The sequence below is a fragment of the Litorilituus lipolyticus genome (genome assembly GCF_006439335.1).
Taxonomy (GTDB): Bacteria; Pseudomonadota; Gammaproteobacteria; order Enterobacterales; family Alteromonadaceae; genus Colwellia; species Colwellia lipolytica.
The window spans coordinates 1-23,322 of record NZ_SAWY01000026.1 but is presented as its reverse complement, the minus strand read 5'-3'; the positions used below and the strand labels follow the sequence as shown (position 1 = coordinate 23,322).

Sequence of the window (23,322 nt, the reverse complement as noted above, 5' to 3'; positions counted from 1 at the left end):
GTCAAATAAAGCTTGTAAAATTCTAGCAAAAGCGTAGAATACGCGAGCTTTTCTGTCGGTTGCGGCAGGAAGTGTCTGGAAAATTCGTTTAACACTTTAAATAATAGAGGGCGATATGGTTACCATTCGTTTAGCTCGTGGTGGCGCTAAAAAGCGTCCATTCTATCAGGTTGTTGTTGCAGATAGCCGTAACTCTCGCGATGGTCGTTTCATCGAGAAAGTTGGTTTCTTCAACCCAACAGCACAAGGTCAAGCTGAGAAATTACGTTTAGACCTAGATCGTATCAACCATTGGGTTGGTCAAGGTGCTGGTGTATCTGATCGTGTGGCTAAGTTAGTAAAAGACGCACAAGCAGCTGCTTAATCGTTTTATAACTTAGTAGGTTTAGGAGTTATTGTGAGTAAAGAACAACAAATTACCTTAGGTAAAGTAGGCGCTGTTTACGGTATCAAAGGGTGGTTAAGAATTCATTCGTTCACAGATGATCCCGATGCCATACTTGACTACTTTCCTTGGTCATTAAAATTAGGAAATAACACACAAACAGTAGAAATTACTGATTGGCGTAAACACAACAAAGGCTTAATTGTTAAAGTTGCTGGTATTGATGACAGAGACATAGCGCAAAAGCTAGTGAGCTCTGAGATATTAGTGAACGAAAGTGCGTTGCCAGAATTACCTGAAGGTGATTTTTATTGGCGCGACCTTATTGGCATGAAAGTAGTAACCAACAAAGGTTATGACTTAGGTGTGGTTTCTGATTTATTAGAAACAGGCGCTAACGATGTACTGGTTGTAAAAGCGAACCTAAACGATGGCTTTGGCAAGAAAGAAAGGTTAATCCCTTATACACTTGGTCAAGCGGTTGAATCGGTAAGCGCTGAAAATAAACAAATTTGTGTTGACTGGGACCCAGGTTTCTAACTTGTGACTAGCGAAACAGCCACTAATAACGGCATGTGGATAGGGGTAATAAGCCTTTTTCCTGAAATGTTTAATGCTATAACCGAGTATGGGGTGACAGGCCGAGCGATTCGTGGTGGGTTAATTGAGTTTTATTCGTGGAACCCAAGAGACTTTACTCATGATCGACATCGCACTGTAGACGACCGACCTTACGGCGGTGGTCCAGGGATGTTGATGATGGTTCAACCACTAAGAGATGCCATTAATGCAGCGAAACAAGCGGCATTAAAAGATGGCAGAAACGCGAAGGTTATTTATTTGTCGCCACAAGGGCGAAAGTTGGACCAACAAGGCGTAAGTGAATTAGCACATCATGACAGCTTGATATTTATAGCAGGTCGTTATGAAGGCATAGACGAACGATTAATTGAGTCAGATATTGACGAAGAATGGTCGGTCGGTGATTACATTTTAAGTGGTGGTGAACTCCCCGCAATGAATGTAATTGATGCAGTAGCACGATTAGTGCCCGGTGTATTAGGACATAAAGAATCAGCAGAGCAGGACTCCTTCTCAAATGGTTTATTAGATTGTCCGCACTACACAAGGCCAGAAGTATTGGAAACTCCTCAAGGAGATAAAATGCCAGTACCTAAAGTACTACTTAGTGGTAATCATGAACACATACGTCAATGGCGCCAACAGCAATCCTTATTAAGGACATGGACCAGAAGACCAGAATTATTAACTAACCTAGCTCTGACAGCTGAGCAGGAGAAAATGTTAGCTTTAATTAAAAAAGAAGCAAAGCAGTAATCCACCAGAACTGTGTACACTAGGAAGAAGGTATTATGAGTAAAATTATTGAAATGCTCGAACAAGAGCAAATGAAGAAAGATCTACCAGAATACGCACCAGGCGATACTGTTGTAGTTCAAGTAAAAGTTACTGAAGGTGATAAGTCACGTCTTCAAGCATTTGAAGGTGTAGTTATTGCTGTTAAAAACCGCGGCTTACACTCTGCTTTCACAGTTCGTAAAATCTCGAACGGTGTTGGCGTTGAGCGCGTATTCCAGACACATAGCCCAATTGTTGATTCAATTGAAGTGAAACGTCGTGGTGATGTTCGTCAAGCTAAACTTTACTATCTTCGTGAGCGTTCAGGTCGTTCTGCACGTATCAAAGAGAAGTTGGCTAAAAAGTAATATTGCTTTAAGCAATATTAGCTTTACGCAAAGCTTGAATAAAAAGGCGATGAACGCAAGTTCATCGCCTTTTTTGATCTTAAAGCATTATTAGTGTGCCGTATTTTACAGTACACATTGTAGCTTAACTGGGAGAAGTAACTTCACATTGAATGTTGTATGCAATAATATACATGATTGAAGGATCGTCAGATATATATGGAAAACTTACTATCAATATCCCAATTGTTCCATCCTGAAATTTTACTGAAAAGTTCTTTATCGTAGAGCAAGTAATGCTTGAATCTTCAAGTTCTACGTTAAGTCTTTATCGAAATTAATAACTAATATAAAGCATAAAAATTAAAAGGAATCAGAGATGAAATATTTACAGCGGATTAATCACATAAGAATAGCCATAGTGCTTATTATAATAACCAGTCTTTCAGCTTGTGTCAGCCAATGGCACTCTGAACACCTGTTTGATAAGTATTGCAATGAAGAAGGGCGTGTCGGCCAGTTTATCTATGAACGTGTGGCGTTAGGGGAAGAGTTTTTTAGGCCGATACCTACAGATGAAGCTGAATTACTTCGCATTGATTACAGGTTTTATATTAATGATAAAAAACTATTAATTGATAAGGAATATTTTCAAAAATATTACACCTTCAACAACAGAGAACGGAAGGTGTTATCTTCGACAGGCCCTATCTACTCTGTTGAAACTACTGTAGTTCGAAAGTCTGATGGCAAAGTCTTAAGCAAGGCTGTGAGCTTAATTAACATGCTCGATAAAACCAGTAAACACTTTGCTGTAGAAGGGGTAACTTGCCCCACTGGTCGAGATATTGAAGGGTTTTCCTTGTTCAATAAAAACCATCGTAACCTTATCGAAAAAACATTTTTTAGCAAAATATAACTTTAAAGGAATAAATTTATGGATATCAACAAATTATTTGATGAAGCTTTATTAGCACAAGCGGCCTACGCGGATGAATTGCCACCAGGAATGGCTGAAGAGCAATTGATAAATGCCTTAAAAGCATTGGAACCCAAAGGGCTAACTCAAGCACAAGCGGAATACTTTGCTTCCAAATATATCGTAGTTCAGCAAGATAACAATTTAGAGACGGGTTTTTCAGCTACCTTATTTCAAAACATAGAAACTGGTGAATACCACCTTGCTAATCGAGGCACAGATGGTGTTTTAGATGGTGACTGGACTGATGCTAATGCCAGTAACTCTTCTTTAAACATGCCGTCAACAGCCCATCAGAGCCAAGCGCTAGTGCAATTTACTTTTGAAAAATTACAAAACGAACAATGTTTACCCATAAGAGAAGCCTTCTAATGAAGCCTTTTAATCTATTAATCACTCACAAAAACAAGAGCAGCTGCCAAATCAGGTTTGTGTTTGTTGCATTATCTATTGCATTAATTAGCAGCCTTAGCGCCTGTAGTAGCATTGAGAAAATACGATCAGATAGCTTGTTTGAGCAATATTGTTATGAAGAAGGGCGGGTTGGTCAGTTTATCTATGAACGAGTGGCGTTAGGAGAAGAATATTTTAGGCCGATACCTACGGATGAAGTTGAGCTACGCCGTACAGAAAATGGTTATTACATCGATAACAGAAAGCTACTAATTGACAAAGAGCGCTTTAAACAAAGTTATACCCGTAATTTTTTTGAACGAAAAGTGCTTTCCCCAATCGGTCCTATTTATTCAGTTGAAAGTACTTTGGTGAGAAAGTCTGATGGCAGGGTATTAAGTAAAGCGGTGAGTCTATTAAATATGCAAGGGAGAACACGTAATTACGTCCCTATTCGAGGCATTTATTGTCCTATTGGGCAAGATAGTAATGGAAATGACCTTTCTCATAAATATCATCTTAATTTGATTGAAAACACATTTTATAAGCAATAATATTTAAGGGATTAAGTACATGAAAATCAAAATACTATTTGAAGAGGCATTGTTAGCACAAGCGGCTTATGCTGATGGCTTATTTGAGGGTATACCTGAAGACTTTTTAATAAAACCATTTTTAATGGATCAATCTATAAAGAAAGCTTCACTCTCATGTTAACTTTAACTGAAATTTTGTGCAGAGCCCGTTTAGTTATTTGTAATAAATTGGTAAATCTTCAATCTTTAACATTCCTAGGCTTTACCAATCTACCTTGCAAGGATCAAAATTAGCATCAGCAGAGAGGTTGTTTGCTTCTTCTATTAGGTATTCACTGGCACCATATTCACCCATGGTTTTGATTTGTTGCAGCCATTCTTCTGTGCGAGCTTGGCTTTGTAAGGCTAAATCAGTCGCTTGAGCTGATAATTCCATACGTTCAGTAAAAGTTTTTCGCATTTGCGCGAGTTGTGCAAGTTGCGTGTCGTCTTCATATTTTTTATACATGGCTTCTTGCAAAGAAATGCCAATTAAGTGGCTGAGCATGGTGCCTTTTCCTTGAGTTAATTGCTCGCCCATTCTTAAACAGGCATCAACTACATTGGCATCAGAGAGTTCTACTTTGCGACAAAACTTCACTAAATTACCGTAGCTGGGCAGTTTTGCCTTGTAGATATAATCAAGGGTGGTGATTTCATTGGGCACTGAGCCAGCAACACTGGCTTTAGCGAGTGCAGATTCAAATACGTCGATATGCTCACTCCAGTATTCGTCATAAACAGGCGCATTGGCGGCTTCAAGTAAAGCCGCTTCTGCTTGCTCAGTGTTATTGGTTTTAATGGCATGTAAAGCCGATAGCAGCCAAGTGGCACCATTTTGTCTATCTAGCGCAATGCTTTGCTCTATGGTGTCAGGGCTGCACTGGTTTTTATTTTCACTACATAATGACAGTACATGATAAGCAAGGTATTTATTGTCGCTGTGCTCTTTATGTAAAGTTTGCAATTGGTTGAGAAGTAGTCTGTCTTCCCCTTCACTGATAATAAACGCTAAAGCGATTTGATTATCAACATCTGACGAGAGCGAAAAGCTCTCAATGAGTTTTGCTTTGTTATCACTTAATGCCGTGGAGTTTTCGCCAAAGAACTTATTCACAGGAAACTTATCAGTATTCTCAGCCTTATCACACAGGGCTATATGGTTAGCGTTATTTTTTTGAACTGGCGCAGTTGTTAATGGTTTTTGCTTCGTTAACTCGGTATCTGCTATTTCGATACTGCTAGTTTTAGTTGTAGCAGGTTCAACCTTAATGTGAGTTGTTGTATTTGATGCTATAGGTTGAGGAACACTGCTTAATAACGTGACAATAAGGTAAGCCAATATTACTACGACAGTTAGGCTTATAGTAAGTTTAATGCCTTTGTTATTCATAGCTTGATCCCTTAATTTTTTATATGAATGCTCAGTGTAGTCTTTGGTAAAGGACTCAGTTAAGTACTCAGTTAAGTACTCAGTTATGTACTCTGTAAAATGTTGAGTGACGAATAGTTATGTGTATATATCGTTAATTTTTAGAGTATACAGTATACCTTTTTCTTGAGCAATTTAGCTCAATGAAAGCAGACACTCTCAAGGTTTAATGGGTAGCTTTGGGAACAAAATAACTTGTGATGTTTGCAAATCTTAGTAAATGAGCGTTTAATCTATACTATGTACCATTACTATGTATGGCTATGACCGATTCAGCGCGCAATGAAGAAATAAGTTATTGGCGTCTAGCGAGTGAGCTGGAAGAGGGGCGTAATCATGTGCTGCAAATGGTTGCTAGGCATGAGCCCTTAGAGCTTATTTTAAATACCCTTTGTCAAAAAGCTCAAATATATAATGCTGATATGTTGTGCTCAGTGTTACGTTTAGACAATACGGCTAAAACCTTACACCCCATTGCGTCTGTTTCACTACCAGAGTTTTATTGCCAAGCCTTGGATGGTGTCGCTATTGGCGCAGGGGTAGGTTCTTGCGGTACAGCAGCATTTCTTAAAAAACGCGTTATTGTTGAAGACATTAACACTCACCCTTATTGGAGCCAATACAAAGAACTTGCGCTACAAGCAGGCGTACAAGCTTGCTGGTCTGAGCCCATTATTGGTGCTGATGGTATTGTATTTGGCACCTTTGCTATATATTACCGAGAGCCTAAAGCACCTACAGAAGAAGATTTAAAATTTATTGAACTGAGTGCCAACTTATCTGCGGTGGTATTTGAAAATCATTCAAATCGTGAACAATTACTTAATGCGAATAATCTGTTAAATAAAACTATTAACGAACGTAATGCTGAGCTTGAAAGTGTTAATGCACAATTAAGAAAAGCGCTCCAAGAACAGAATTTGCAATTTAATTCTGATATCAAAATAGAAAAAATGATGGCAACTAATCGTTTGGTCTCGGGTTTCTCCCATGAAATAAGTACACCGGTAGGTAAAGCCCTAACAGCGATTAGTTCGGCAAGCGATAAGCTATTAGAGCTTAATGAAAAAGTTTCTACTAATGCGTTAAGTCGTAAATTCTTAATGAACTGTATTTATGAACTCTCTCAACAAATAGATTTTAACAAACATAGCTTGCTTAAAGCGCATCAACTATTACAGCGCTTTCAAGAAATTAATACGTCAGAAACAGAAGAAAAAATCTCTACAATTGTCATGCAAGATTTTCTTGCTGAGATAAAAGAGTCGCTCGCTGTTTTGCTCGCTTCACATCAATTACATATGCAATGTGATGACATTACAATTCAAGCCAATAAAGAAACTTTATGGCATATCTTTTTTAATTTAATTGAAAACTCAATTGTTCATGGCTTTGAAGGTAAGAAAGAGGGGATTATTCAAATTAATATTGTACAAGAGAGTGATGAATTAATTATTAATTATCAAGACAATGGTAGTGGCATTTCTGAAGAAAGAAGTTCAAGAATATTCGAACCCTTTTATACATCTTCTCGAAATGGTGAGAGCTTAGGTTTGGGGTTAAGCATTACCAGTAACTTAATCAACCATAACTTAAAAGGTCGTATTAGACTGGTAGAATCGCCTGTAGGTGTTAGGTACGAAATCATTATTCCTTTAAGCAGTTAAGTCGCTCTAATAAATTTTATCGTTATCGTCTGATGTTTCTTTTATAATACGATTCATACAACAAAATATTGTTGTATGAGATATCTCAATATTATTAAACGAAATAGGACAAATAATGAAAACGAAAAAGCATCATGCTAAACAGCAGCCCGTAAAAACACAAAACATAGCGAATGAGACTGATACAGGTCGAGGTCGTATTAATGATAATTTTCTAGCCGCTTTGGTGACATCTAAGGTGTATAAATTGCAGGTAGTTAAAGCCAAAAAAGGTAAAGGATCATTCAAGCGTAAAGCAAAACATCAAGGTCAAGAGCCTTATTTAATAGCTGCTTAACTAAATATTAGTAAAAGCTAAAATAGCTTTAGTTAAGTTGTTATTAAATAAGTTTTTTCTTTGGTTGGTTTAATACCGTTTTCTTAGATAAGTTCTCTGTTATCCACTCTAATAAGAAGCATGAGTTGCACATTAATAGTGCGTGATGCTTTATAAAAGATTTCTTTTGGTGCAATCCTGCACTTTTATCGTAATGTCTAAAAATAACTTACTGATTTAAAAGCGGTAATTTTCTGGCGTGTTTTGTGCAATTCTCTGTTTATTAGAATAATAGCTCTTTGGAGCAGCGAATTAGGACATAAAATGCAAAACAAAATTCTTATATCTGTCATCACCTTATTGATGCTGTTTTCAGGTCACACTTGGGCAAGTACTGAGCAATTAAATGGTGCGAATACCAGTTGGATACTCACATCGACCGCCTTAGTTTTGCTAATGACTTTACCCGGTCTAGCATTGTTTTACGGGGGCTTAGTCAGAAAAAAGAATGTGCTCTCTATTTTGATGCAATGTTTTGCTATTGGTTCTATTTCATCAATTTTGTGGTTAATTCTAGGTTATAGCATTGCCTTTGGTGAGGGCAATGCCTTTATTGGTGACTTTAGCAAGGTAATGATGCATGGCATTGGTAAAGATGTGCTATCGGGTGATATTCCAGAAAGCTTGTTTATGCTATTTCAAATGACTTTCGCCGTTATAACGCCTGCGCTGATCATTGGTGGTTTTGCCGAACGCATGAAGTTTTCAGCAGTATTGCTTTTCAGTGGCCTATGGTTGCTAGCTGTTTATGCGCCAATTACACACTGGGTTTGGGGTGGTGGTTGGTTGGCACAAATGGGGGTTTATGATTTTGCCGGTGGTATTGTGGTTCATATTACCGCAGGTACTGCAGCACTGGTTGCGGCTTTAGTGGTTGGCCCAAGACGTGGATTCCCGAAAACACCCATGTTACCACATAACTTAACCATGACAGTTACGGGGGCTGGTATGCTATGGGTTGGCTGGTTTGGCTTTAATGGCGGTAGTGCCTTAGCGGCTAGTGGTGATGCTTCAATGGCAATGTTAGTTACACATATATCAGCGGCAGCAGGTACATTAACGTGGGCGGCTATAGAGTGGAAAAAATTTGGTAAAGCCAGTGTTTTAGGTGCGGTAACGGGAATGGTCGCAGGGCTTGGTACAATTACGCCCGCTTCTGGCTTTGTAGGCCCAGGTGGCGCGTTAATTATCGGTGTTAGTGCCGGCGTTGTTTGTTTTTATGCGACAGTTTATATCAAACAAAAACTACGTATTGATGACTCATTAGATGTATTCCCCGTGCATGGTGTTGGGGGTATTTTAGGTACGTTTCTAGCGGGTATTTTCTCAGCTACATCGTTAGGTGTATTTAGCGGTTTTGGTTTTGCAGACGGTATAAGCACCATTATGGGGCAAGTTTCGGTGCAACTTATTGGTATTGTTTCCAGTTTAATTTATACCGCTATTGTGACTTATATTTTATTAAAACTGGTTGGCTTAATGACCAATGGTTTACGTGTTGATGAAGAGCAAGAAGTGAATGGCCTTGATCAAGTTGAACACGAAGAATCAGGGTATAACTTGTAATATATTAGGGTAAATAATTGGTATAAATCATTATTCAGGGCTAATGCCGATACCTCCTATCTAAAGCGCTTCGGCGCTTTTTTTGTGCCTAGCGTTTGCTGTGGTTGTCATCTGTCTGCAATATTTGTGACATCAAAAAGTCATACTTTCAAAACATTTCTGTCATTTTTCTTCCCTAGTATGTAGCCAAATTTAATGAATGTGCACATTCAACATTTAAAAAGCACAAACGTTACTTTCTTTAAAAACAGTAAAAAGAAATTTTATTTTAACAACATGAATCCTTCATTAATTGCTGCGGAGCAACTAAGAAATGCAAACTAAAAACAACTTTAAATTAAGCGTATTAGCAACAGCCCTAACTGTAGGTTTAACAGCATGTGGTGGTGATATTAACTTATCGTCTGAAGTCGATAATTCAGTGGGTGATACTATTATCAATAACCCTGCACCTACTAACCCTGATCCAGGGACAGGTGTTGAGTTACCAGGTAAAGCTAATACGGCATTAAGTACTGAGATATCGGCAGAGTTAGGCTTTGATGTGCAAGTACAGGTACTTGATAGCAATATCGAAGAAGATACTACACTCGTTGCTAGTGTTAGCGGTAAGCCAGTAATGTACGCCATTAGCGGTGCTTTAGAGGTTGGTGGTATTTCAGCTCAAGCAAATCAAGCAAGAAATGAAGCAAACGATGTAACCTTAACGGTTGAGCCAGGTACGGTTATTTTTGGTCAATCAGGTAATGATTACCTTGTTGTTCATCGTGACGCTAAAATCATGGCAGAAGGTAGCAAAACTAAGCCTATCATCATGACGTCTTTACAAGATGTTAAGGGTGAAGATACTACAGCTGGCCAGTGGGGTGGTGTAGTCATTCTAGGTAATGCGCCATCAAATAAATGTCCATCAGACGGTAGCGATTGTGCACTTCAAGTAGAAGGTGTTGAAGAAGGTGCTGTATTTGGTGGTACAGATTGGGAAGATAACTCAGGTGTACTTAAATACGTTGTGGTGAAATATGCAGGCTATGAAATTGCACCAGATAACGAATTAAATGGTATTACGTTTGGTGGTGTGGGTTCAGGTACTATGGTTGATTACATCCAAGTACACGCTAATGCTGATGACGGTGTTGAGTTCTTTGGTGGTGCAGTTAATGCTAAGCACATTGTTTTAACAGGCAACCGTGATGACAGTGTTGATTGGGACAACGGTTTTAAAGGGATGTTACAGCACGTATACATAGAGCATGCTAAAAATGCTGGTGAAGCAAACCGCGCCATTGAAGCAGATAATGACGGCTCAAGCCCAGATAAAATGCCACAATCAAACCCAACAATTTCAAATATGACGATTGTGGGTAATAACTTTGATACGGCTGATAAAGATTCTGAAGGTATTTATTTACGTGAGGGTACGGCAGCAAAAATCTTTAATACGGTAGTCACTGGTCCAAGCGAAATGGGTGAGTGTTTAGAGTTTGAAGGTGGCGCAACATCATCTGTGACTGTTGATAATGCAAACAGTGGCAAAATTGTGATGCAAAATGTAGTCATGGCGTGTAATAACGATGAAAACTTCAAAAATGCTAAGGCAGATGATGGCTCAGTATTACTTGATTTAGAAACATGGTTTACTGATGAAAGCTCAAACTCAATTAGCAATTCTATTCTAATTGGTTCAGACGGTGTGCCAGATGCAAACTCTCCACTAATTGCAGCAGGTGCTGGGCAAGATGTTTCTTCAACACAAGATGCTTTCTTTGACAGTGTTGATTATGTTGGTGCATTAGATGGTAGCAATGACTGGCGTCAAGGTTGGGCATTTGGTTACGGCGGAGGTGTTGTTACAGCAGCAGCTGAAACTGAAGGTTGTCCAACAGGTACTACAGCTATTTCAGCAGCAGACGGTGTCACCACAACGTGTCAAATTAGCGGGACTATTACTAGCGATTTAACGTTAACGGCTAACAATTTATACGCATTAAGTGGCCCAGTATTTGTTGGTGAAGATAAAGCAAATAGTGCGACATTAACAATAGAAGCGGGTACTACTATTTTTGGTCGCTCAGGTGGTGATTACTTAGTGGTAAGCCGTGATTCCAAAATTGAAGCAAACGGTAGCCAAAGCGCACCAATTACCTTTACTTCAAGTGAAGACATTACCGGCGAAGAAACAACTGCTGGTCAGTGGGGCGGTATAGTTCTACTTGGAAATGCTAAATCTAATAAGTGTCCTACTGATGGCAGCGACTGTGCATTACAAGTTGAAGGTGTTGAAGAAGGCGCAGTATTTGGTGGTACAGATGATAGCGATAGCTCAGGTACATTACGCTATGTTGTTGTTAAGCACGCAGGTTATGAGATTGCCCCAGACAATGAGTTAAACGGTATTACCTTTGGCGCTGTAGGCTCTGGTACAAAAGTTGAGTACATCCAAGTTCACGAAAATGCTGATGATGGCGTTGAGTTCTTCGGTGGCACAGTAAACGCTAAATACTTAGTGTTAACGGGTAACCGTGATGACAGTGTTGATTGGGATAACGGTTACCGCGGTAACATTCAATATGTACTAGTAAAACATGATGCAAACGACGGCGAAGCTAACCGCGCGATTGAAGCTGACAACGATGGTTCATCACCAGCGAAAGAGCCACAATCTAACCCAACAATCGCTAACATGACGATTATCGGTAACAACTTCGATAGTGCTGATAAAGACTCAGAAGGCGTTTACTTACGCGAAGGTACTAGAGCACAGCTACATAACTTTGTGGTAACAGGTGCAGCAGGTATGGGTGAGTGTTTAGAAATTGAAGGTGGCGCAACAAGCTCAGTTACTGCACAACAAGCTGTAGCAGGCGAAACGGTTATTTCTAACTCAGTATTTGCTTGTAGCGAAAACTTCAAAAATGCTAAAGCTGACGATGGTAGCGTGTTACTTGATACGCAAGATTGGGTATTAAACCAAAACGATGCTAACAGCACCGCAACAGGTATGAGCGACGTAGTTGATGGTATCTTCACGATTGATACAACACCGGCAAAAGACTTCACAGGAAACAGCTTTTTTGATAATGCCAACCACATTGGTGCAGTATCAAGAAGCAATGACTGGACAGCCAATTGGACAGTAGCGCTTGATTAATTAGCGACTCAGCCGTAACTACGCTTAAAAAAAATAAGTGTGGTTACGGTTTTTTATTGATTGTCTCTACAGGTTATTAACTTTTAAAGCGAATTAGCCTGCAGAAAATGTTGAAAATCTCCAGTGAATGAGGTTAATAATGAAAACACAATTATCACGCTTAACGCTTGCTGTTGTTGCTGGTTTAAGTTTTAGCGCTTTCTCAAGTGTTGCTGCAGAGCAAGATAACGATGATGCAGAAGCAATGGAAGAAGTGGTTGTCAAAGCAAGTCGTTTAAAAGGTACAGCAAGTGCTGTATTGCAGGAACGTAAAAACCAAGCGTTTATTGCTGATATTTTAGGTGCAGAACAAATTTCTCGTACCGGTGATTCAGATGCTGCGGCAGCGCTACGTCGTGTAACGGGTATCACACTTGTTGATGGTAAATATATTTATGTTCGAGGGTTGGGGGAGCGTTTCTCAAGCACGCAACTTAATGGTGCTTCGGTTCCAAGCCCTGATCCAACTCGTACTGTTATTCCGCTTGATTTATTCCCATCATCAATCATTGAATCATTATCGGTACAAAAATCTTACTCAGCGTCTATGCCCGCTCACTTTGCTGGTGGTAACGTTGATGTACGTTTAAAAACTATCCCAACAGACTTTGTTTTTAACATGCAAGGTAAGCTTGGTGGTAACACCAATAACTTTGATGATGGTTTAACGTACAATGGTGGTGATGACGATTGGTACGGTATTGATGATGGTACGCGCCAAGCGCCAGAGTCATTGCGTAATTTGTGGCAAAGTTACACACCGTTAAATGATTTATCTCAAGAAGATAACCGTATCATTGCTGCAGAAATGAACCGTGATTATGACCCTAAAAAAACGAGCATTAACCCAAATACCGGGCTAGATATTACCTTAGGCAATCGTTTTGATTTTGACGATTTTCGTTTTGGTTTTCTAAGTGCGGTGTCATACGACAATAAATGGCAAGTATCAGAAGAATACGAAGGGCAAGACTTTACTCAACAAGAAGAAAATGGTCCTTGGTCGCTTGTGCGTGGTTTTGATGATGTGCAATCAACTGAACACACGGTACGTTTTTCTGGCATGTTAAACATGGGCTTAGAATACAAGCGAGATCACCGTATTGATGTAAGCTCGTTAATATTGCATGACACGCGTGATGAAATAAAAGATAAGCTGGGTAACACTAATAACGTTACCATTTCTGATGGCCTACGTGTACGTGATAGTGAAGTGATTTATGAAGAACGTGAAATGATCGCTAATCAAATACGTGGTACACATAATTTGTCAGATTGGTGGAACCTTGGTGTTGATTGGTTCTATTCTGACTCTCGCTCAAACCGTTATGCCCCAGGAAATATTTCAACGCGCTACATTATTGCTGATGGATCAAATGGTCAGCCAGAAGACGGTATTTTTGACCCCATTAATGAAAGCTCATTACGTAAAGCGACAACAGCTTCGCGTTATGGCTTTCAAAACTTAGACGACAAAGTAGAAAACTACGGTTTTAATGTGTCGTTACCGTTAATGATTGCTGATTCTGAAGTTGAACTAAAAGCGGGTGCAAATTTTGTTGAGAAGTCTCGTGATGCCATGGCAAGACGCATTGATGTTAATACCTTAGCGTTTGATAACCTAGACTTAACGGGTCATCAAATGAATGAGATATTAACGGAAGGTGTCATGCTTAATCACCCATTACGTGGTAATGAAAATGTTATTCGTGATACCTCAGTAGCAGGTGATGATTATTTCTCAGGCCAATTAATTGATGCTTACTTTGGGCAAGTCGATGTGTTTTTCGCCGAGCAATGGCGTGTAACGGCAGGGCTTCGCTATGAAGATTACCGTCAAGTTGTTGCACCGTTAGACCCAAAAACCGGTAAATTTGATTTTAAAAATGAACCACCAACACTACAAGACTTAGAAGATTTGTCTTTTAAAGAAGATGATGTTTTTGGTGCGTTATCATTAACGTATGAATTAGATGAAACCATGCAGTTTAGAGGTTCATTTGCTCAAACAACCATTCGTCCTGATATTCGTGAAGTAGCGCCAGCGACCTATATTGACCCGCTGACAGGTTTCCCAATTGGTGGTACACCTAGTGTACAAAGCACCGCAATCAACAACTTTGATTTACGTTGGGAGTGGTATTTAGAAACTGGCGAAAACCTATCAGCAGGTTTGTTCTACAAAGACATGGATCAACCTATTGAAGCGGTGCAATCGCCTGCACAAGATGGTCCACCATTAATTCGTATTGCTAACGCAGAAGATGGTTATGTGTACGGCTTAGAGGTTGAGTTTCTTAAAGACTTTAATTTCTTAGGTGAATATGCAGAAGGTTTCTTTGTGTCAGGTAACTTCACTATCAGTGAATCTGAAATAAACATTGATACGCAAAAAGTTGTTGAACAAACAGGTGTCTCTACTTCAATTACTAACCCAACACGTGCTATGACAGGTCATTCACCTTGGGTGGTTAATATGAACTTTGGTTGGGATGCAGCAAACGGAAACCATAGTGCGACTATGGCATACAATGTATTTGCTGAACGTATTATTATTCCAGGCATTGATGGTAAAGATGATGCTTATGAGCAACCTTTTCACTCGTTAGATTTTGTCTACAGTTACTACCCAACGTATTCCTCAACGGTGAAGTTTAAAGTGCAAAACATTTTAGACCAGAAAAAAGAAATCACCTTCGATGACACGTTACTTCGAAGTGAAACCAAAGGCACCAGCTTTGAAGTTTCACTTAAATGGGACTTCTAGAAATGTGATACCTCCCCGTTATCACACTAGCTTTAGCAACAAGGTACACGGATAGACTTTGTTGCTTTTTTTAAATCAGCCAACGTTAGGTTACCCAATAGCTACAGCCACATTTAACTTAGTACTTACTAAACTGAGTAATATCACCTTCATTAAACTGACATATTAGTGAAACCTAAGTGTCACTTTTCTACAACTTTAGTGTCATATTTGATCAGTAAACTTCGCTTCATACATTTTGGTACAAGAAGTTAGCTTCTTGCGCCTTTAAACAATTGATGAAATAAGGTTAACCTATGAAGTTATCTTCACTGTCTAAAGCAAGTGTATTGCTTTGTTTGAGTGCAAGCACTGTGCTTTCACCTACCTTTGCCCAAACAAGGCAAGCCGATACAAATAGCCAACTATCAAGTGTTGTTTCTGCCGGACAAAGTATTACCGAATCAGCGGCAGAGTCACAGCGTAAAGTGAACCAATTAAGTGAACAAAAACTCACGAAATTACAGCAATTTAATACCGTGACAAAAGAGCTTGATGGTTTAAACGTTTATAACCAACAAATGCAAGCACAGCTTGATAACCAAATGACTGAGTTATCGCAATTAGCTGATTCAATGGAACAAGTGAGCATTATTGAACGTCAAATATCTCCGCTAATGGCTCGTATGATCAGTACATTAGAAGAATTTGTCGTCTTAGACGTGCCTTTTTTAGAAGAAGAACGTAGCAAGCGCATCAATGATTTAAATGCCATGATGAGCCGTGCAGATATTGCCGTGTCAGAAAAGTTTCGTCGCGTGTTAGAGGCTTATCAAGTGGAAGTTGATTATGGCCGAACTATTGAAGCCTACAGCGGCTTATTAACCCTAAATGGCCAGCAAACTGATGTGGACTTTTTGCGTGTTGGTCGTGTGAGTTTAATGTATCAAACACGAGATGGCAGCCAATTAGGACAATGGCAGCAAGATAAACAGCAATGGCAGCCTTTATCTCAAGATTACCGTTTGGGTATTAATAAAGCATTGCGTATTGCTCGTAAGCAATTGGCACCTGATTTAATGCTAATCCCGTTATCGTCGACTTCAACTTCAGGGGCAGAATAATTATGTCTACTAATACGCTTACAACAAAAAATATAATGAAGAAAATGCTCGCAAGCTTAACGGTTTCATTATCACTGGTCGTTACTGTTGCTTCTGCTCAACAAGCGGCAAACTTAGACCAGCTACTTACCCAACTTGAGCAAGGTAAAATTGCTCAAAGCGCACAAAACCAAGCACGAGAAGCTGAGTTTAAAGCGAAAGTTAATCAACAACAGCGCATGCTTAACGACATTAATCAGCAACGCGATAGCGCGTTGGTACTTAGTGCGCAGCTAGAACAGCAGTTTGAAACAAACGAAGTGAGCTTGGCAAATAAAAGTGATGCTCTTGATAAACGACTAGGTGAGCTGAAAGAGCTTTTTGGTGTGTTACAGCAAGTCTCTGGTGATACACGCAGTAAATTTCAAACTTCTGTCATTTCTGCTGAAATAGCTAATCGCGGTGAGTTTTTAGACCAATTTGCCCAAAGTATGGGATCAAGCGCAAAACTTGCTTCAATTGAAGAAATTGAACGCCTTTGGTTTGAACTACAACGCGAGATGACTGAAAGCGGAAAAATTAAACAGTTTAACCGTGATGTAGTGTTAGCCAATGGTGAAAGTAAACAAGCTGTAGTAACCCGTGTAGGTGGTTTTAACTTAATCTCAAATGGTAAATACCTAGAATACATTGATGAAACAGGCACCGTTGCTGAGCTAATTCGTCAACCATCTTCTCGTTATTTAAACACGGCTGATGCCTTAATTGACAACATTGCCCAAGGTTCAAGCGAACCAACGGCATTTGCCCTAGACCCAACGGGCGGTTCAATTTTAAGCTTATTAGTACAAGCACCTGATAGCCGTGAGCGTATCGACCAAGGTGGTCCAATAGGCTACATTATCTTAGGGATTGGCTTAATTGGTTTACTTATCGCACTAGAGCGCTTAATTAACTTAGTGATTGTCGGTAGAAAAGTTAATCGTCAACTAAAAACAGATGTTGCTTCAAGCGACAACCCGCTTGGACGAGTGATGCAGGTAAAAGATAAGCATCCAAATTTAGATACTGAAAGCTTAGAGCTGAAATTATCAGAATCAATACTGCGTGAATTACCTAAATTATCAAGCAAGTTAACCTTGATTAAGATTATCTCAGTAGTAGCACCTTTAATCGGCTTACTTGGTACTGTTACCGGTATGATTAATACCTTCCAAGCGATTACTTTGTTTGGTACGGGCGACCCTAAATTGATGGCGGGTGGTATATCTCAAGCGCTTGTTACTACTGTTCTTGGCTTAGTTGTAGCTATTCCGATGGTGTTTATCTTTGCTTACTTAAATGGACGCAGCAAAGGCATTATTAATATTTTACAACAAGAAAGTACCGGCATTATTGCGGAAAGATCTGAGCGTGTAGAGCAAGGTCAAGGAGCATAAGCCGTGATTGCTTTAATGGAATTTTTTAATGCCATTAATGAGTTTATGGATACGGGCGGTCAAGTATTAACCGTGATCGCCGGTGTTATCTTCATTATGTGGTTAATGATTTTCGAACGCTTCGTCTTTGTTTGGTATAGCTACAAATCGTTAAAAAAACATTTAATTGCGAGTTGGCATAACCGAGTTGATCAAACCTCATGGAATGCAGAGCAAATTAGAATAGCGCTAATTTCACGCGGTACTACCAAGCTCAATAGAAATTTAGCCCTTATTCAATCGCTTGTTGTGCTTTGTCCGCTATTAGGATTACTTGGCACAGTAACTGGCATGATTGAAGTATTTGATGTGATGGCAATTTCAGGTAGTGGTAATGCTCGCTCAATGGCGTCAGGGGTTTCACGCGCAACCATACCCACCATGGCTGGCATGGTTGGGTCATTATCAGGGGTGTTTACTGCCACCTGGTTAAAACGTAATGCCAAAAAAGAAGCCGAATTATTAGCTGATAGTTTAACGATAAGCCACTAAATTAGCCTTTCAGTTAAGGCTGATTGTTAACGACTTAACAAGAAAATAGAGACAATCTTATGCGTCATATAAATAAAATGTTGCAAGAGCAAGAAGAAAAAGAAGATATAGACATGACCCCAATGTTAGATGTTGTGTTCATCTTATTGATATTTTTTATCGTAACTGCCTCGTTTGTGAAAGAAGCGGGTATTGATGTAAACCGCCCTGAAGCGGCAACCGCAGTGAAAAAAGAGCGTGCCAATATCTTAGTGGCTATTAGTGATAAAGGCGACGTATGGATTAACAAGCGTAAAGTCGATATTCGTAGTGTACAAGCCAATATTGAACGTTTAAAAGCGGAAAACCCACAAGGAACAGTGGTGATTCAAGCAGACCAAAAAGCGACAACAGATATATTAATCAAAGTCATGGATTCAGCACGCGCTGCTGGTGTTTTTGATGTATCGATTGCTGCCCAAGAAGCGTAATAAGTGTAAGGAAAGGGTATGACTCAACCAATACTTAGAAGTGGTATTCGCTATGTTATTGCTGGCACCATGGCATTGATTATGACCATGTTGCTTTTAATGGGGATGCAAAAGCTAATAACAGGTGGTAATGACGTAATGACAGAGCCAGTTAAAGGCAATGTGCTTGATTTTATTCGCTTAAAACAAGATGAAACGATTGTAAAAAAAGAGCGGAAACCGCAAAAGCCTGCCAAGCCTAAAGAGCCGCCACCTCCTATGGTGACACCATCATTGCAACAGGCTAACCCTAATGCACAAGGTGCTAAAAACCAGTTTGCTGCTGATATTCAAACCGACGCTGGCTTGTCTGGTGGACTAAGCCTTGATAGTAACGATGGTGATTACTTACCAATTGTGAAAGTGGCCGCTGTGTACCCAAGACGTGCACAAGCAAGGGGTATTGAAGGCTTTGTCGTTGTTGAATTTGTAGTAAGCAAAACAGGTGCGGTGAAAGATCCTGTTGTCATTGCCGCTAAGCCAGAAGGCGTATTTGAACGAGCAGCATTAGATGCCGTGGTTAAATTTAAATACAAACCACGTGTTGTTGATGGTGTGGCAATGGAAGTTGCTGGCGTACAAAACCGTATAACCTTTGAGATAGATGGTTAGGTAGCTATTTTCACATTACCTTTACCAATAAATGAGTAAGGATTTACCATGAGACTAAATAATTCTTTATTACTACTTGCCAGTGTTGGGCTGATTTCATTGTCATCAGTAACAACTTCTGTAGCTTATGCACAAGCAACAGAGCAACAAAAAGTTGAACATAAAAGTTATCGAGCAAGTAAGAAAGTGCCTGCTATGCGTAATCGTGTTTATGCACAACTAGCCAGAGCACAAAAACTGGCAGATGAAGGCGACAAAATTGAAGGCTTTGAAGTACTTGACCAAGTAAAAGATAGGATAGACAGCCTAAATAGCTATGAACAAGCGATGTTGTTTAACTTTTATGGTTTTATGTACTACGCCAATGAAGATGTTGATATGGCGATTGATAGCTTTAATAAAGTGATCTCTGATGAAAAAGCAATACCAGATAGTTTGATTATCTCTACGTTGTATTCGTTAGCACAACTTTCAATGCAACAGCAAAACTATGCACAAGCATTAACTTATCTTGAAAAATGGCAAGCAGTAAACCCTAAAGATTTAACAGCAAATCAGCATATTTTGTTTGCCCAAGTGCACTATCAAGATAAACAGTATGACAAAAGCCTTGCTGCGATTAATGACGCGATAGCGATGACAGAGCAAGAAAATAAAATACCCAAAGAAAACTGGTTAATCCTTCAGCGTGCAGCTTATTACGAGCTAAAGCAGCCTGAACAAGTCACCAAAGTGATGGAAAAACTGGTACGTTTATATGATAAACCTGAGTATTGGTTGCAGCTTTCAGGTATGTATGGCGAAATTGGACAAGAAGAAAAGCAAATAGCAGTAATGGAAGCTGCATATCAAGCAGGTTATGTGACTAAGTCGTCTGATATATCAACACTGGCGCAACTTTACTTATTTCATGGTGCACCATATAAAAGCGCTAAATTACTACAAAAAGCAATCGATGAAGGCTCGGCAGTTGCTGATGAAAAAAGCCTTGATGTGATTGCGCGTGCTTACTTAACCGCGAAAGAAGATGACAAAGCAATTCAAATATTAACGCAACTAAGTATGATTACTGAATCAGGCAAGTACGATGCTATGCTTGCGCAAGCTTTATTAAATAATGAGCAATGGCAGGCAGCTATTGTAGCCGCAAACACTGCGCTTACTCGTATTAATGTTACGTTAACCGCCTCAAACAATAATGATGAAGCGTTAAGAGCATCAAGCGAAAAAGAACTGAAAATGCATTTAGGTAATATGTACTTAGTACAAGGCATGGCAAACTTTAACCTAAAACAATTTGAACAATCGCTGCAAGCTTTTGCTCAAGCTGTTAAGCTGCCAAAAACGAAAAAGACAGCTGAGCAGTGGGCTAAATATGTAGAACGTGAACAACGTAATCACAACGTACATTTAGCGATGCTAAATTAATTACCCCAATAAACGATGAATGATTAAGTGTTTTATTAGAACCAAAAGCGCCTGAAGGCGCTTTTTTTATGCATATTTAATATGAAGTCAATCATGAGGTTTTATACAGTACCACGCCAATTTAACCAATTTGCGTGAAAGAAGGAAAAAATCCTCCTTTCACACATCAACCAGTTAGAGCATTTCTTAATAACTATTTGAACTTCAGAAATTTAACGCGTAATGTATACACTTTAAAAATCATGAAAGAAGGAAAAAGTCCGTGTTTAAACAAGGAATTTTTCCTCCTAATAAGCTGTTAGCCATACATAAGGATCTGCATGAGCGTTGTAGCAAGGGTTAAGAAATCAGTCTGGAATCTTGGAGCTGTTTGCTTTTTTATTTGGTTTGGATTTAAGGCTATAGGTTATGGGATGGATCTTTTTGACATTGAAGGGCCATCACTTTGCTCCTATACCGACGTAGCAGAATTTACTTCTCCAAATGGCAAAAAAATTGCGAAGCTTGGTTATTCGGATTGCGGTGCAACGACTAACTGGCAAACAGGTATAAATATTGTCGATGTAGAAACTGGTAAAGTATTCAATGGCTTCTTTGGTTTAAACGGGAAACCAGACAACTTGGAAGTAATATGGGAATCAGATGTAAAGTTAACTTTAACCAACTTCCCAATAGAAAACTTACTATGGTTCAATCAAGATTACTTTTCAGGAGTATCAGTTGAAATCAAGTCGAGTATGGCTAACAAGTCAATCAAGCAGGACTAAAAACAGTTTGCTGTTGCTCATTCCTCGCGATTTTAGCAAACAATTTTTAGCCTCTTATTGAGGCGTTAGTTGCCGCAACTTGTTCGAGTAAATTTATTTATTAAACGTGCGGCATTTCACATCAAAGGATTGGTGTTTTCTTCCTTCCTTTGTTGTTTTAATTTTTAGTTTTACAAAGTCGTATCATGCTTTTGGCTACACAGTTTTCGCCTAAGTTTTGCAGGTGAAAACAATTAGCAAAGGCGTAAACGGCTCAAAATTCATGTTCAGCGGCAAAGTTGCGGTTTGTATTTATTGCATCTTCCGCTTATTCCGTGAACATGGTAACTTATTGTTAGTTATGTGATTTAACGCGCAGCAACTAACAAGGCAATCAAACGGACACGTAACAGTTGGCTCGGTTCCGCTTCGCTTCACATTTTAGCCAACAATTACTTAGCCGCTTATTGTGGCGTTATATGCCTAGTCACGGCGATGGAGAAATATGAGCAAACGGAGTTTTAGGGAATATCGAGTTTTATTTACTTTTATATTCTTTGCCTTATCTGTGATCTATTATCGATATGAAGGTATCACTGAACAAGATGAAGTACTCGAAGATGTAAGAATAATTGCTGAAGGACAAGCAGAAACATCAAGCTTAGTGTATTTAGAAACTAGAAATGAACATGTCAATCTGCATGTTAAAATTGATGGTATTTCCCTTGAACAAAGTGACTTCAAACTAGTAAGAAAAAAGTATATTGAATTAACTAAGTCTTATGTATGTTCTAGTGACGTGCTAAATAAGTATTTGTATCAAGGCAAGCCAATCATAGTTGATCTTTTATCTACAGACTATGCTAGCGGTCAATTTGCTAACATAAGAATTACAAAGAAAACTTGCGTATAAACGGCATATAACAAGCTGTTTAATCTGGACAAAATACAGTTGGCTGTGTTTCGTCCCTCAACATTTTAGCCAACAATATTTTGCCCATTAACGAGGGCGTTATTTGGCTCCACGAAATCAAGTTATTATTTTATTGTAAGAGCAGTGTTTTCTAAATTGGTTTAGTGGGTTACGCCTCAGTTTTCGCCTAAGCGTTTTGGTTATTGTCGCTAATAGGCTTTACGCTTTTTAAGTAACTTTGCGGTAAAGCCATTAACTTTGTTCTAGCTTTCGTGTTTGGCTCAAAAATCACGGTTTGGTAAGTCGTGTCGCTGGGCACATTTTAGTTCTACGGTCGGGCTGCCATTTAATTAAAAGCTCTTGTTTTCGTTGGTAGTTTTCCGCTACCATCAAATAACAAGGTAATTCAAATCGGACACGTAACAGTTGGCTCGCGCTTCGCGCAGTGTAGCCAAAGTTACTTTGCCGTTTAATATAAGCGTTATGTTTTAGGGAAAGCTCGGTGATTAAGTTTCTAGTTGCTATCAATATAATGTCATGCCTTTGTGTGCTTGGTTATATTCATGCGATGGCAATTGCAATCTTTATGGAACATACACCGGATCAAATTTCGGAACCGCTTTTTGATTTATTAAATATCTGGTTTGTCATTTATCCACTTTTAATTTGGTATGGCTCTTCAAGATTTTTCCGAGAAAGAAGTGATAGCAATATTAAAAAGCTAACATTTTACACTTTAGTTTCAATATCAGGGCCTTTACCTTTAGCGGTATATTTAGCCTTTAATATCAATTAGACTTGTGTTCTAAAAACATAACAAGCTAATAAACAAGGACAAAAAACAGTTGGCTGTTTTCGTTCCTCAACATTTTAGCCAACAATTTTTTGCCCATTATTAGGGCTACATGGACTCCCCGTTGTCAAGCAATAGCTTTTTCTTATAACTAGAAGATCTGACAGCAGCTCTACATTCGGCGTTTAGTTAGCTTTATTACGCTATCGCCCTGATGATTTGCGCTTGAGCAA

The 23,322-nt window shown here is 39.1% G+C and carries 23 protein-coding genes; 22 read left to right on the top strand and 1 reads right to left on the bottom strand.

The features are described 5' to 3' along the window. Positions 1-115: 115 nt before the first annotated feature. From rpsP to EPA86_RS18230, 8 genes are all read left to right on the top strand, one after another. Positions 116-364, top strand: a complete 249-nt coding sequence (gene rpsP, locus EPA86_RS11935; protein WP_118960885.1) for a 30S ribosomal protein S16 — start codon at positions 116-118, stop codon at positions 362-364. A 33-nt stretch (positions 365-397) separates the two neighbouring features. Further along, positions 398-925: a ribosome maturation factor RimM gene (gene rimM / locus EPA86_RS11930; RefSeq protein ID WP_425462571.1), complete on the top strand. Its 528-nt coding sequence runs from the start codon at positions 398-400 to the stop codon at positions 923-925. 33 nt (positions 926-958) lie between these two features. After that, a complete protein-coding gene (gene trmD, locus EPA86_RS11925) occupies positions 959-1,723 on the top strand; it encodes a tRNA (guanosine(37)-N1)-methyltransferase TrmD (RefSeq protein ID WP_140603923.1) in 765 nt (254 codons plus the stop codon). A gap of 35 nt (positions 1,724-1,758) precedes the next feature. Continuing rightward, the gene (gene rplS, locus EPA86_RS11920; protein ID WP_140603905.1) at positions 1,759-2,112 is read left to right on the top strand and encodes a 50S ribosomal protein L19; all 354 of its coding nucleotides are present in this window, start codon (positions 1,759-1,761) and stop codon (positions 2,110-2,112) included. Positions 2,113-2,470: 358 nt separating this feature from the next. Beyond that, positions 2,471-3,010: a hypothetical protein gene (locus EPA86_RS11915; protein WP_140603903.1), complete on the top strand. Its 540-nt coding sequence runs from the start codon at positions 2,471-2,473 to the stop codon at positions 3,008-3,010. 18 nt (positions 3,011-3,028) lie between these two features. Further along, a complete protein-coding gene (locus EPA86_RS11910) occupies positions 3,029-3,442 on the top strand; it encodes a DNA replication complex GINS family protein (RefSeq protein ID WP_140603901.1) in 414 nt (137 codons plus the stop codon). Then, positions 3,442-4,017 carry a hypothetical protein gene (locus EPA86_RS11905; protein WP_140603899.1) on the top strand — a complete coding sequence of 192 codons (576 nt, stop codon included), beginning with the start codon at positions 3,442-3,444 and terminating at the stop codon, positions 4,015-4,017. The genes EPA86_RS11910 and EPA86_RS11905 overlap by 1 nt, the downstream gene beginning before the upstream one ends. 19 nt (positions 4,018-4,036) lie before the next feature. After that, positions 4,037-4,180, top strand: coding sequence for a hypothetical protein (locus EPA86_RS18230; RefSeq protein ID WP_170309645.1), 144 nt, complete (start codon positions 4,037-4,039; stop codon positions 4,178-4,180). 81 nt (positions 4,181-4,261) lie between these two features. On the opposite strand, the gene EPA86_RS11900 is transcribed toward EPA86_RS18230, so the two are convergent. After that, positions 4,262-5,431 carry a hypothetical protein gene (locus tag EPA86_RS11900; RefSeq protein WP_140603897.1) on the bottom strand — a complete coding sequence of 390 codons (1,170 nt, stop codon included), beginning with the start codon at positions 5,429-5,431 and terminating at the stop codon, positions 4,262-4,264. A 302-nt stretch (positions 5,432-5,733) separates the two neighbouring features. Here EPA86_RS11900 and EPA86_RS11895 point away from each other — a divergent pair, with 302 nt between their 5' ends. From EPA86_RS11895 to EPA86_RS11830, 14 genes are all read left to right on the top strand, one after another. Continuing rightward, the gene (locus EPA86_RS11895; RefSeq protein WP_170309644.1) at positions 5,734-7,137 is read left to right on the top strand and encodes a GAF domain-containing sensor histidine kinase; all 1,404 of its coding nucleotides are present in this window, start codon (positions 5,734-5,736) and stop codon (positions 7,135-7,137) included. A gap of 115 nt (positions 7,138-7,252) precedes the next feature. After that, positions 7,253-7,474: an alternative ribosome rescue factor ArfA gene (gene arfA, locus EPA86_RS11890; RefSeq protein ID WP_140603893.1), complete on the top strand. Its 222-nt coding sequence runs from the start codon at positions 7,253-7,255 to the stop codon at positions 7,472-7,474. Positions 7,475-7,777: 303 nt separating this feature from the next. Further along, positions 7,778-9,079, top strand: coding sequence for an ammonium transporter (locus EPA86_RS11885; RefSeq protein ID WP_140603891.1), 1,302 nt, complete (start codon positions 7,778-7,780; stop codon positions 9,077-9,079). Positions 9,080-9,392: 313 nt separating this feature from the next. Continuing rightward, positions 9,393-12,230 (top strand): hypothetical protein, encoded by a 2,838-nt coding sequence (locus EPA86_RS11880; RefSeq protein ID WP_140603889.1) that lies wholly within the window; start codon positions 9,393-9,395, stop codon positions 12,228-12,230. A gap of 139 nt (positions 12,231-12,369) precedes the next feature. Further along, positions 12,370-15,036 (top strand): TonB-dependent receptor domain-containing protein, encoded by a 2,667-nt coding sequence (locus tag EPA86_RS11875; protein WP_140603887.1) that lies wholly within the window; start codon positions 12,370-12,372, stop codon positions 15,034-15,036. Positions 15,037-15,332: 296 nt separating this feature from the next. Further along, positions 15,333-16,139 (top strand): DUF3450 domain-containing protein, encoded by an 807-nt coding sequence (locus tag EPA86_RS11870; RefSeq protein ID WP_140603885.1) that lies wholly within the window; start codon positions 15,333-15,335, stop codon positions 16,137-16,139. Positions 16,140-16,141: 2 nt separating this feature from the next. Next, positions 16,142-17,557: a MotA/TolQ/ExbB proton channel family protein gene (locus EPA86_RS11865; RefSeq protein ID WP_170309643.1), complete on the top strand. Its 1,416-nt coding sequence runs from the start codon at positions 16,142-16,144 to the stop codon at positions 17,555-17,557. A gap of 3 nt (positions 17,558-17,560) precedes the next feature. Next, a complete protein-coding gene (locus EPA86_RS11860) occupies positions 17,561-18,088 on the top strand; it encodes a MotA/TolQ/ExbB proton channel family protein (protein ID WP_140603883.1) in 528 nt (175 codons plus the stop codon). A gap of 59 nt (positions 18,089-18,147) precedes the next feature. Continuing rightward, positions 18,148-18,558, top strand: a complete 411-nt coding sequence (locus EPA86_RS11855) for an ExbD/TolR family protein (RefSeq protein WP_140603881.1) — start codon at positions 18,148-18,150, stop codon at positions 18,556-18,558. A 45-nt stretch (positions 18,559-18,603) separates the two neighbouring features. After that, positions 18,604-19,209, top strand: coding sequence for a TonB family protein (locus EPA86_RS11850; RefSeq protein WP_140603919.1), 606 nt, complete (start codon positions 18,604-18,606; stop codon positions 19,207-19,209). 48 nt (positions 19,210-19,257) lie between these two features. After that, positions 19,258-20,637 carry a tetratricopeptide repeat protein gene (locus EPA86_RS11845; protein WP_140603879.1) on the top strand — a complete coding sequence of 460 codons (1,380 nt, stop codon included), beginning with the start codon at positions 19,258-19,260 and terminating at the stop codon, positions 20,635-20,637. Positions 20,638-21,050: 413 nt separating this feature from the next. Next, complete coding sequence (locus tag EPA86_RS11840; protein ID WP_140603877.1) at positions 21,051-21,404, top strand: hypothetical protein; 354 nt, start codon at positions 21,051-21,053, stop codon at positions 21,402-21,404. 484 nt (positions 21,405-21,888) lie between these two features. Continuing rightward, positions 21,889-22,296, top strand: a complete 408-nt coding sequence (locus EPA86_RS11835; RefSeq protein WP_140603875.1) for a hypothetical protein — start codon at positions 21,889-21,891, stop codon at positions 22,294-22,296. Positions 22,297-22,798: 502 nt separating this feature from the next. After that, positions 22,799-23,092, top strand: a complete 294-nt coding sequence (locus EPA86_RS11830; RefSeq protein ID WP_140603873.1) for a hypothetical protein — start codon at positions 22,799-22,801, stop codon at positions 23,090-23,092. The last annotated feature ends 230 nt before the right edge of the window (positions 23,093-23,322 follow it).

Excerpts from the sequence above, each read along its gene's own strand:
- rpsP (WP_118960885.1), top strand. The coding sequence starts at position 116 with ATGGTTACCATTCGTTTAGCTCGTGGTGGCGCTAAAAAGCGTCCATTC.
- trmD (WP_140603923.1), top strand. The coding sequence starts at position 959 with ATGTGGATAGGGGTAATAAGCCTTTTTCCTGAAATGTTTAATGCTATA.
- rplS (WP_140603905.1), top strand. The coding sequence starts at position 1,759 with ATGAGTAAAATTATTGAAATGCTCGAACAAGAGCAAATGAAGAAAGAT.
- EPA86_RS11915 (WP_140603903.1), top strand. The coding sequence starts at position 2,471 with ATGAAATATTTACAGCGGATTAATCACATAAGAATAGCCATAGTGCTT.
- EPA86_RS11910 (WP_140603901.1), top strand. The coding sequence starts at position 3,029 with ATGGATATCAACAAATTATTTGATGAAGCTTTATTAGCACAAGCGGCC.
- EPA86_RS11905 (WP_140603899.1), top strand. The coding sequence starts at position 3,442 with ATGAAGCCTTTTAATCTATTAATCACTCACAAAAACAAGAGCAGCTGC.
- EPA86_RS18230 (WP_170309645.1), top strand. The coding sequence starts at position 4,037 with ATGAAAATCAAAATACTATTTGAAGAGGCATTGTTAGCACAAGCGGCT.
- EPA86_RS11900 (WP_140603897.1), bottom strand. The coding sequence starts at position 5,431 with ATGAATAACAAAGGCATTAAACTTACTATAAGCCTAACTGTCGTAGTA.
- EPA86_RS11895 (WP_170309644.1), top strand. The coding sequence starts at position 5,734 with ATGACCGATTCAGCGCGCAATGAAGAAATAAGTTATTGGCGTCTAGCG.
- arfA (WP_140603893.1), top strand. The coding sequence starts at position 7,253 with ATGAAAACGAAAAAGCATCATGCTAAACAGCAGCCCGTAAAAACACAA.
- EPA86_RS11885 (WP_140603891.1), top strand. The coding sequence starts at position 7,778 with ATGCAAAACAAAATTCTTATATCTGTCATCACCTTATTGATGCTGTTT.
- EPA86_RS11880 (WP_140603889.1), top strand. The coding sequence starts at position 9,393 with ATGCAAACTAAAAACAACTTTAAATTAAGCGTATTAGCAACAGCCCTA.
- EPA86_RS11875 (WP_140603887.1), top strand. The coding sequence starts at position 12,370 with ATGAAAACACAATTATCACGCTTAACGCTTGCTGTTGTTGCTGGTTTA.
- EPA86_RS11870 (WP_140603885.1), top strand. The coding sequence starts at position 15,333 with ATGAAGTTATCTTCACTGTCTAAAGCAAGTGTATTGCTTTGTTTGAGT.
- EPA86_RS11865 (WP_170309643.1), top strand. The coding sequence starts at position 16,142 with ATGTCTACTAATACGCTTACAACAAAAAATATAATGAAGAAAATGCTC.
- EPA86_RS11855 (WP_140603881.1), top strand. The coding sequence starts at position 18,148 with ATGCGTCATATAAATAAAATGTTGCAAGAGCAAGAAGAAAAAGAAGAT.
- EPA86_RS11845 (WP_140603879.1), top strand. The coding sequence starts at position 19,258 with ATGAGACTAAATAATTCTTTATTACTACTTGCCAGTGTTGGGCTGATT.
- EPA86_RS11840 (WP_140603877.1), top strand. The coding sequence starts at position 21,051 with ATGGATCTTTTTGACATTGAAGGGCCATCACTTTGCTCCTATACCGAC.
- EPA86_RS11835 (WP_140603875.1), top strand. The coding sequence starts at position 21,889 with ATGAGCAAACGGAGTTTTAGGGAATATCGAGTTTTATTTACTTTTATA.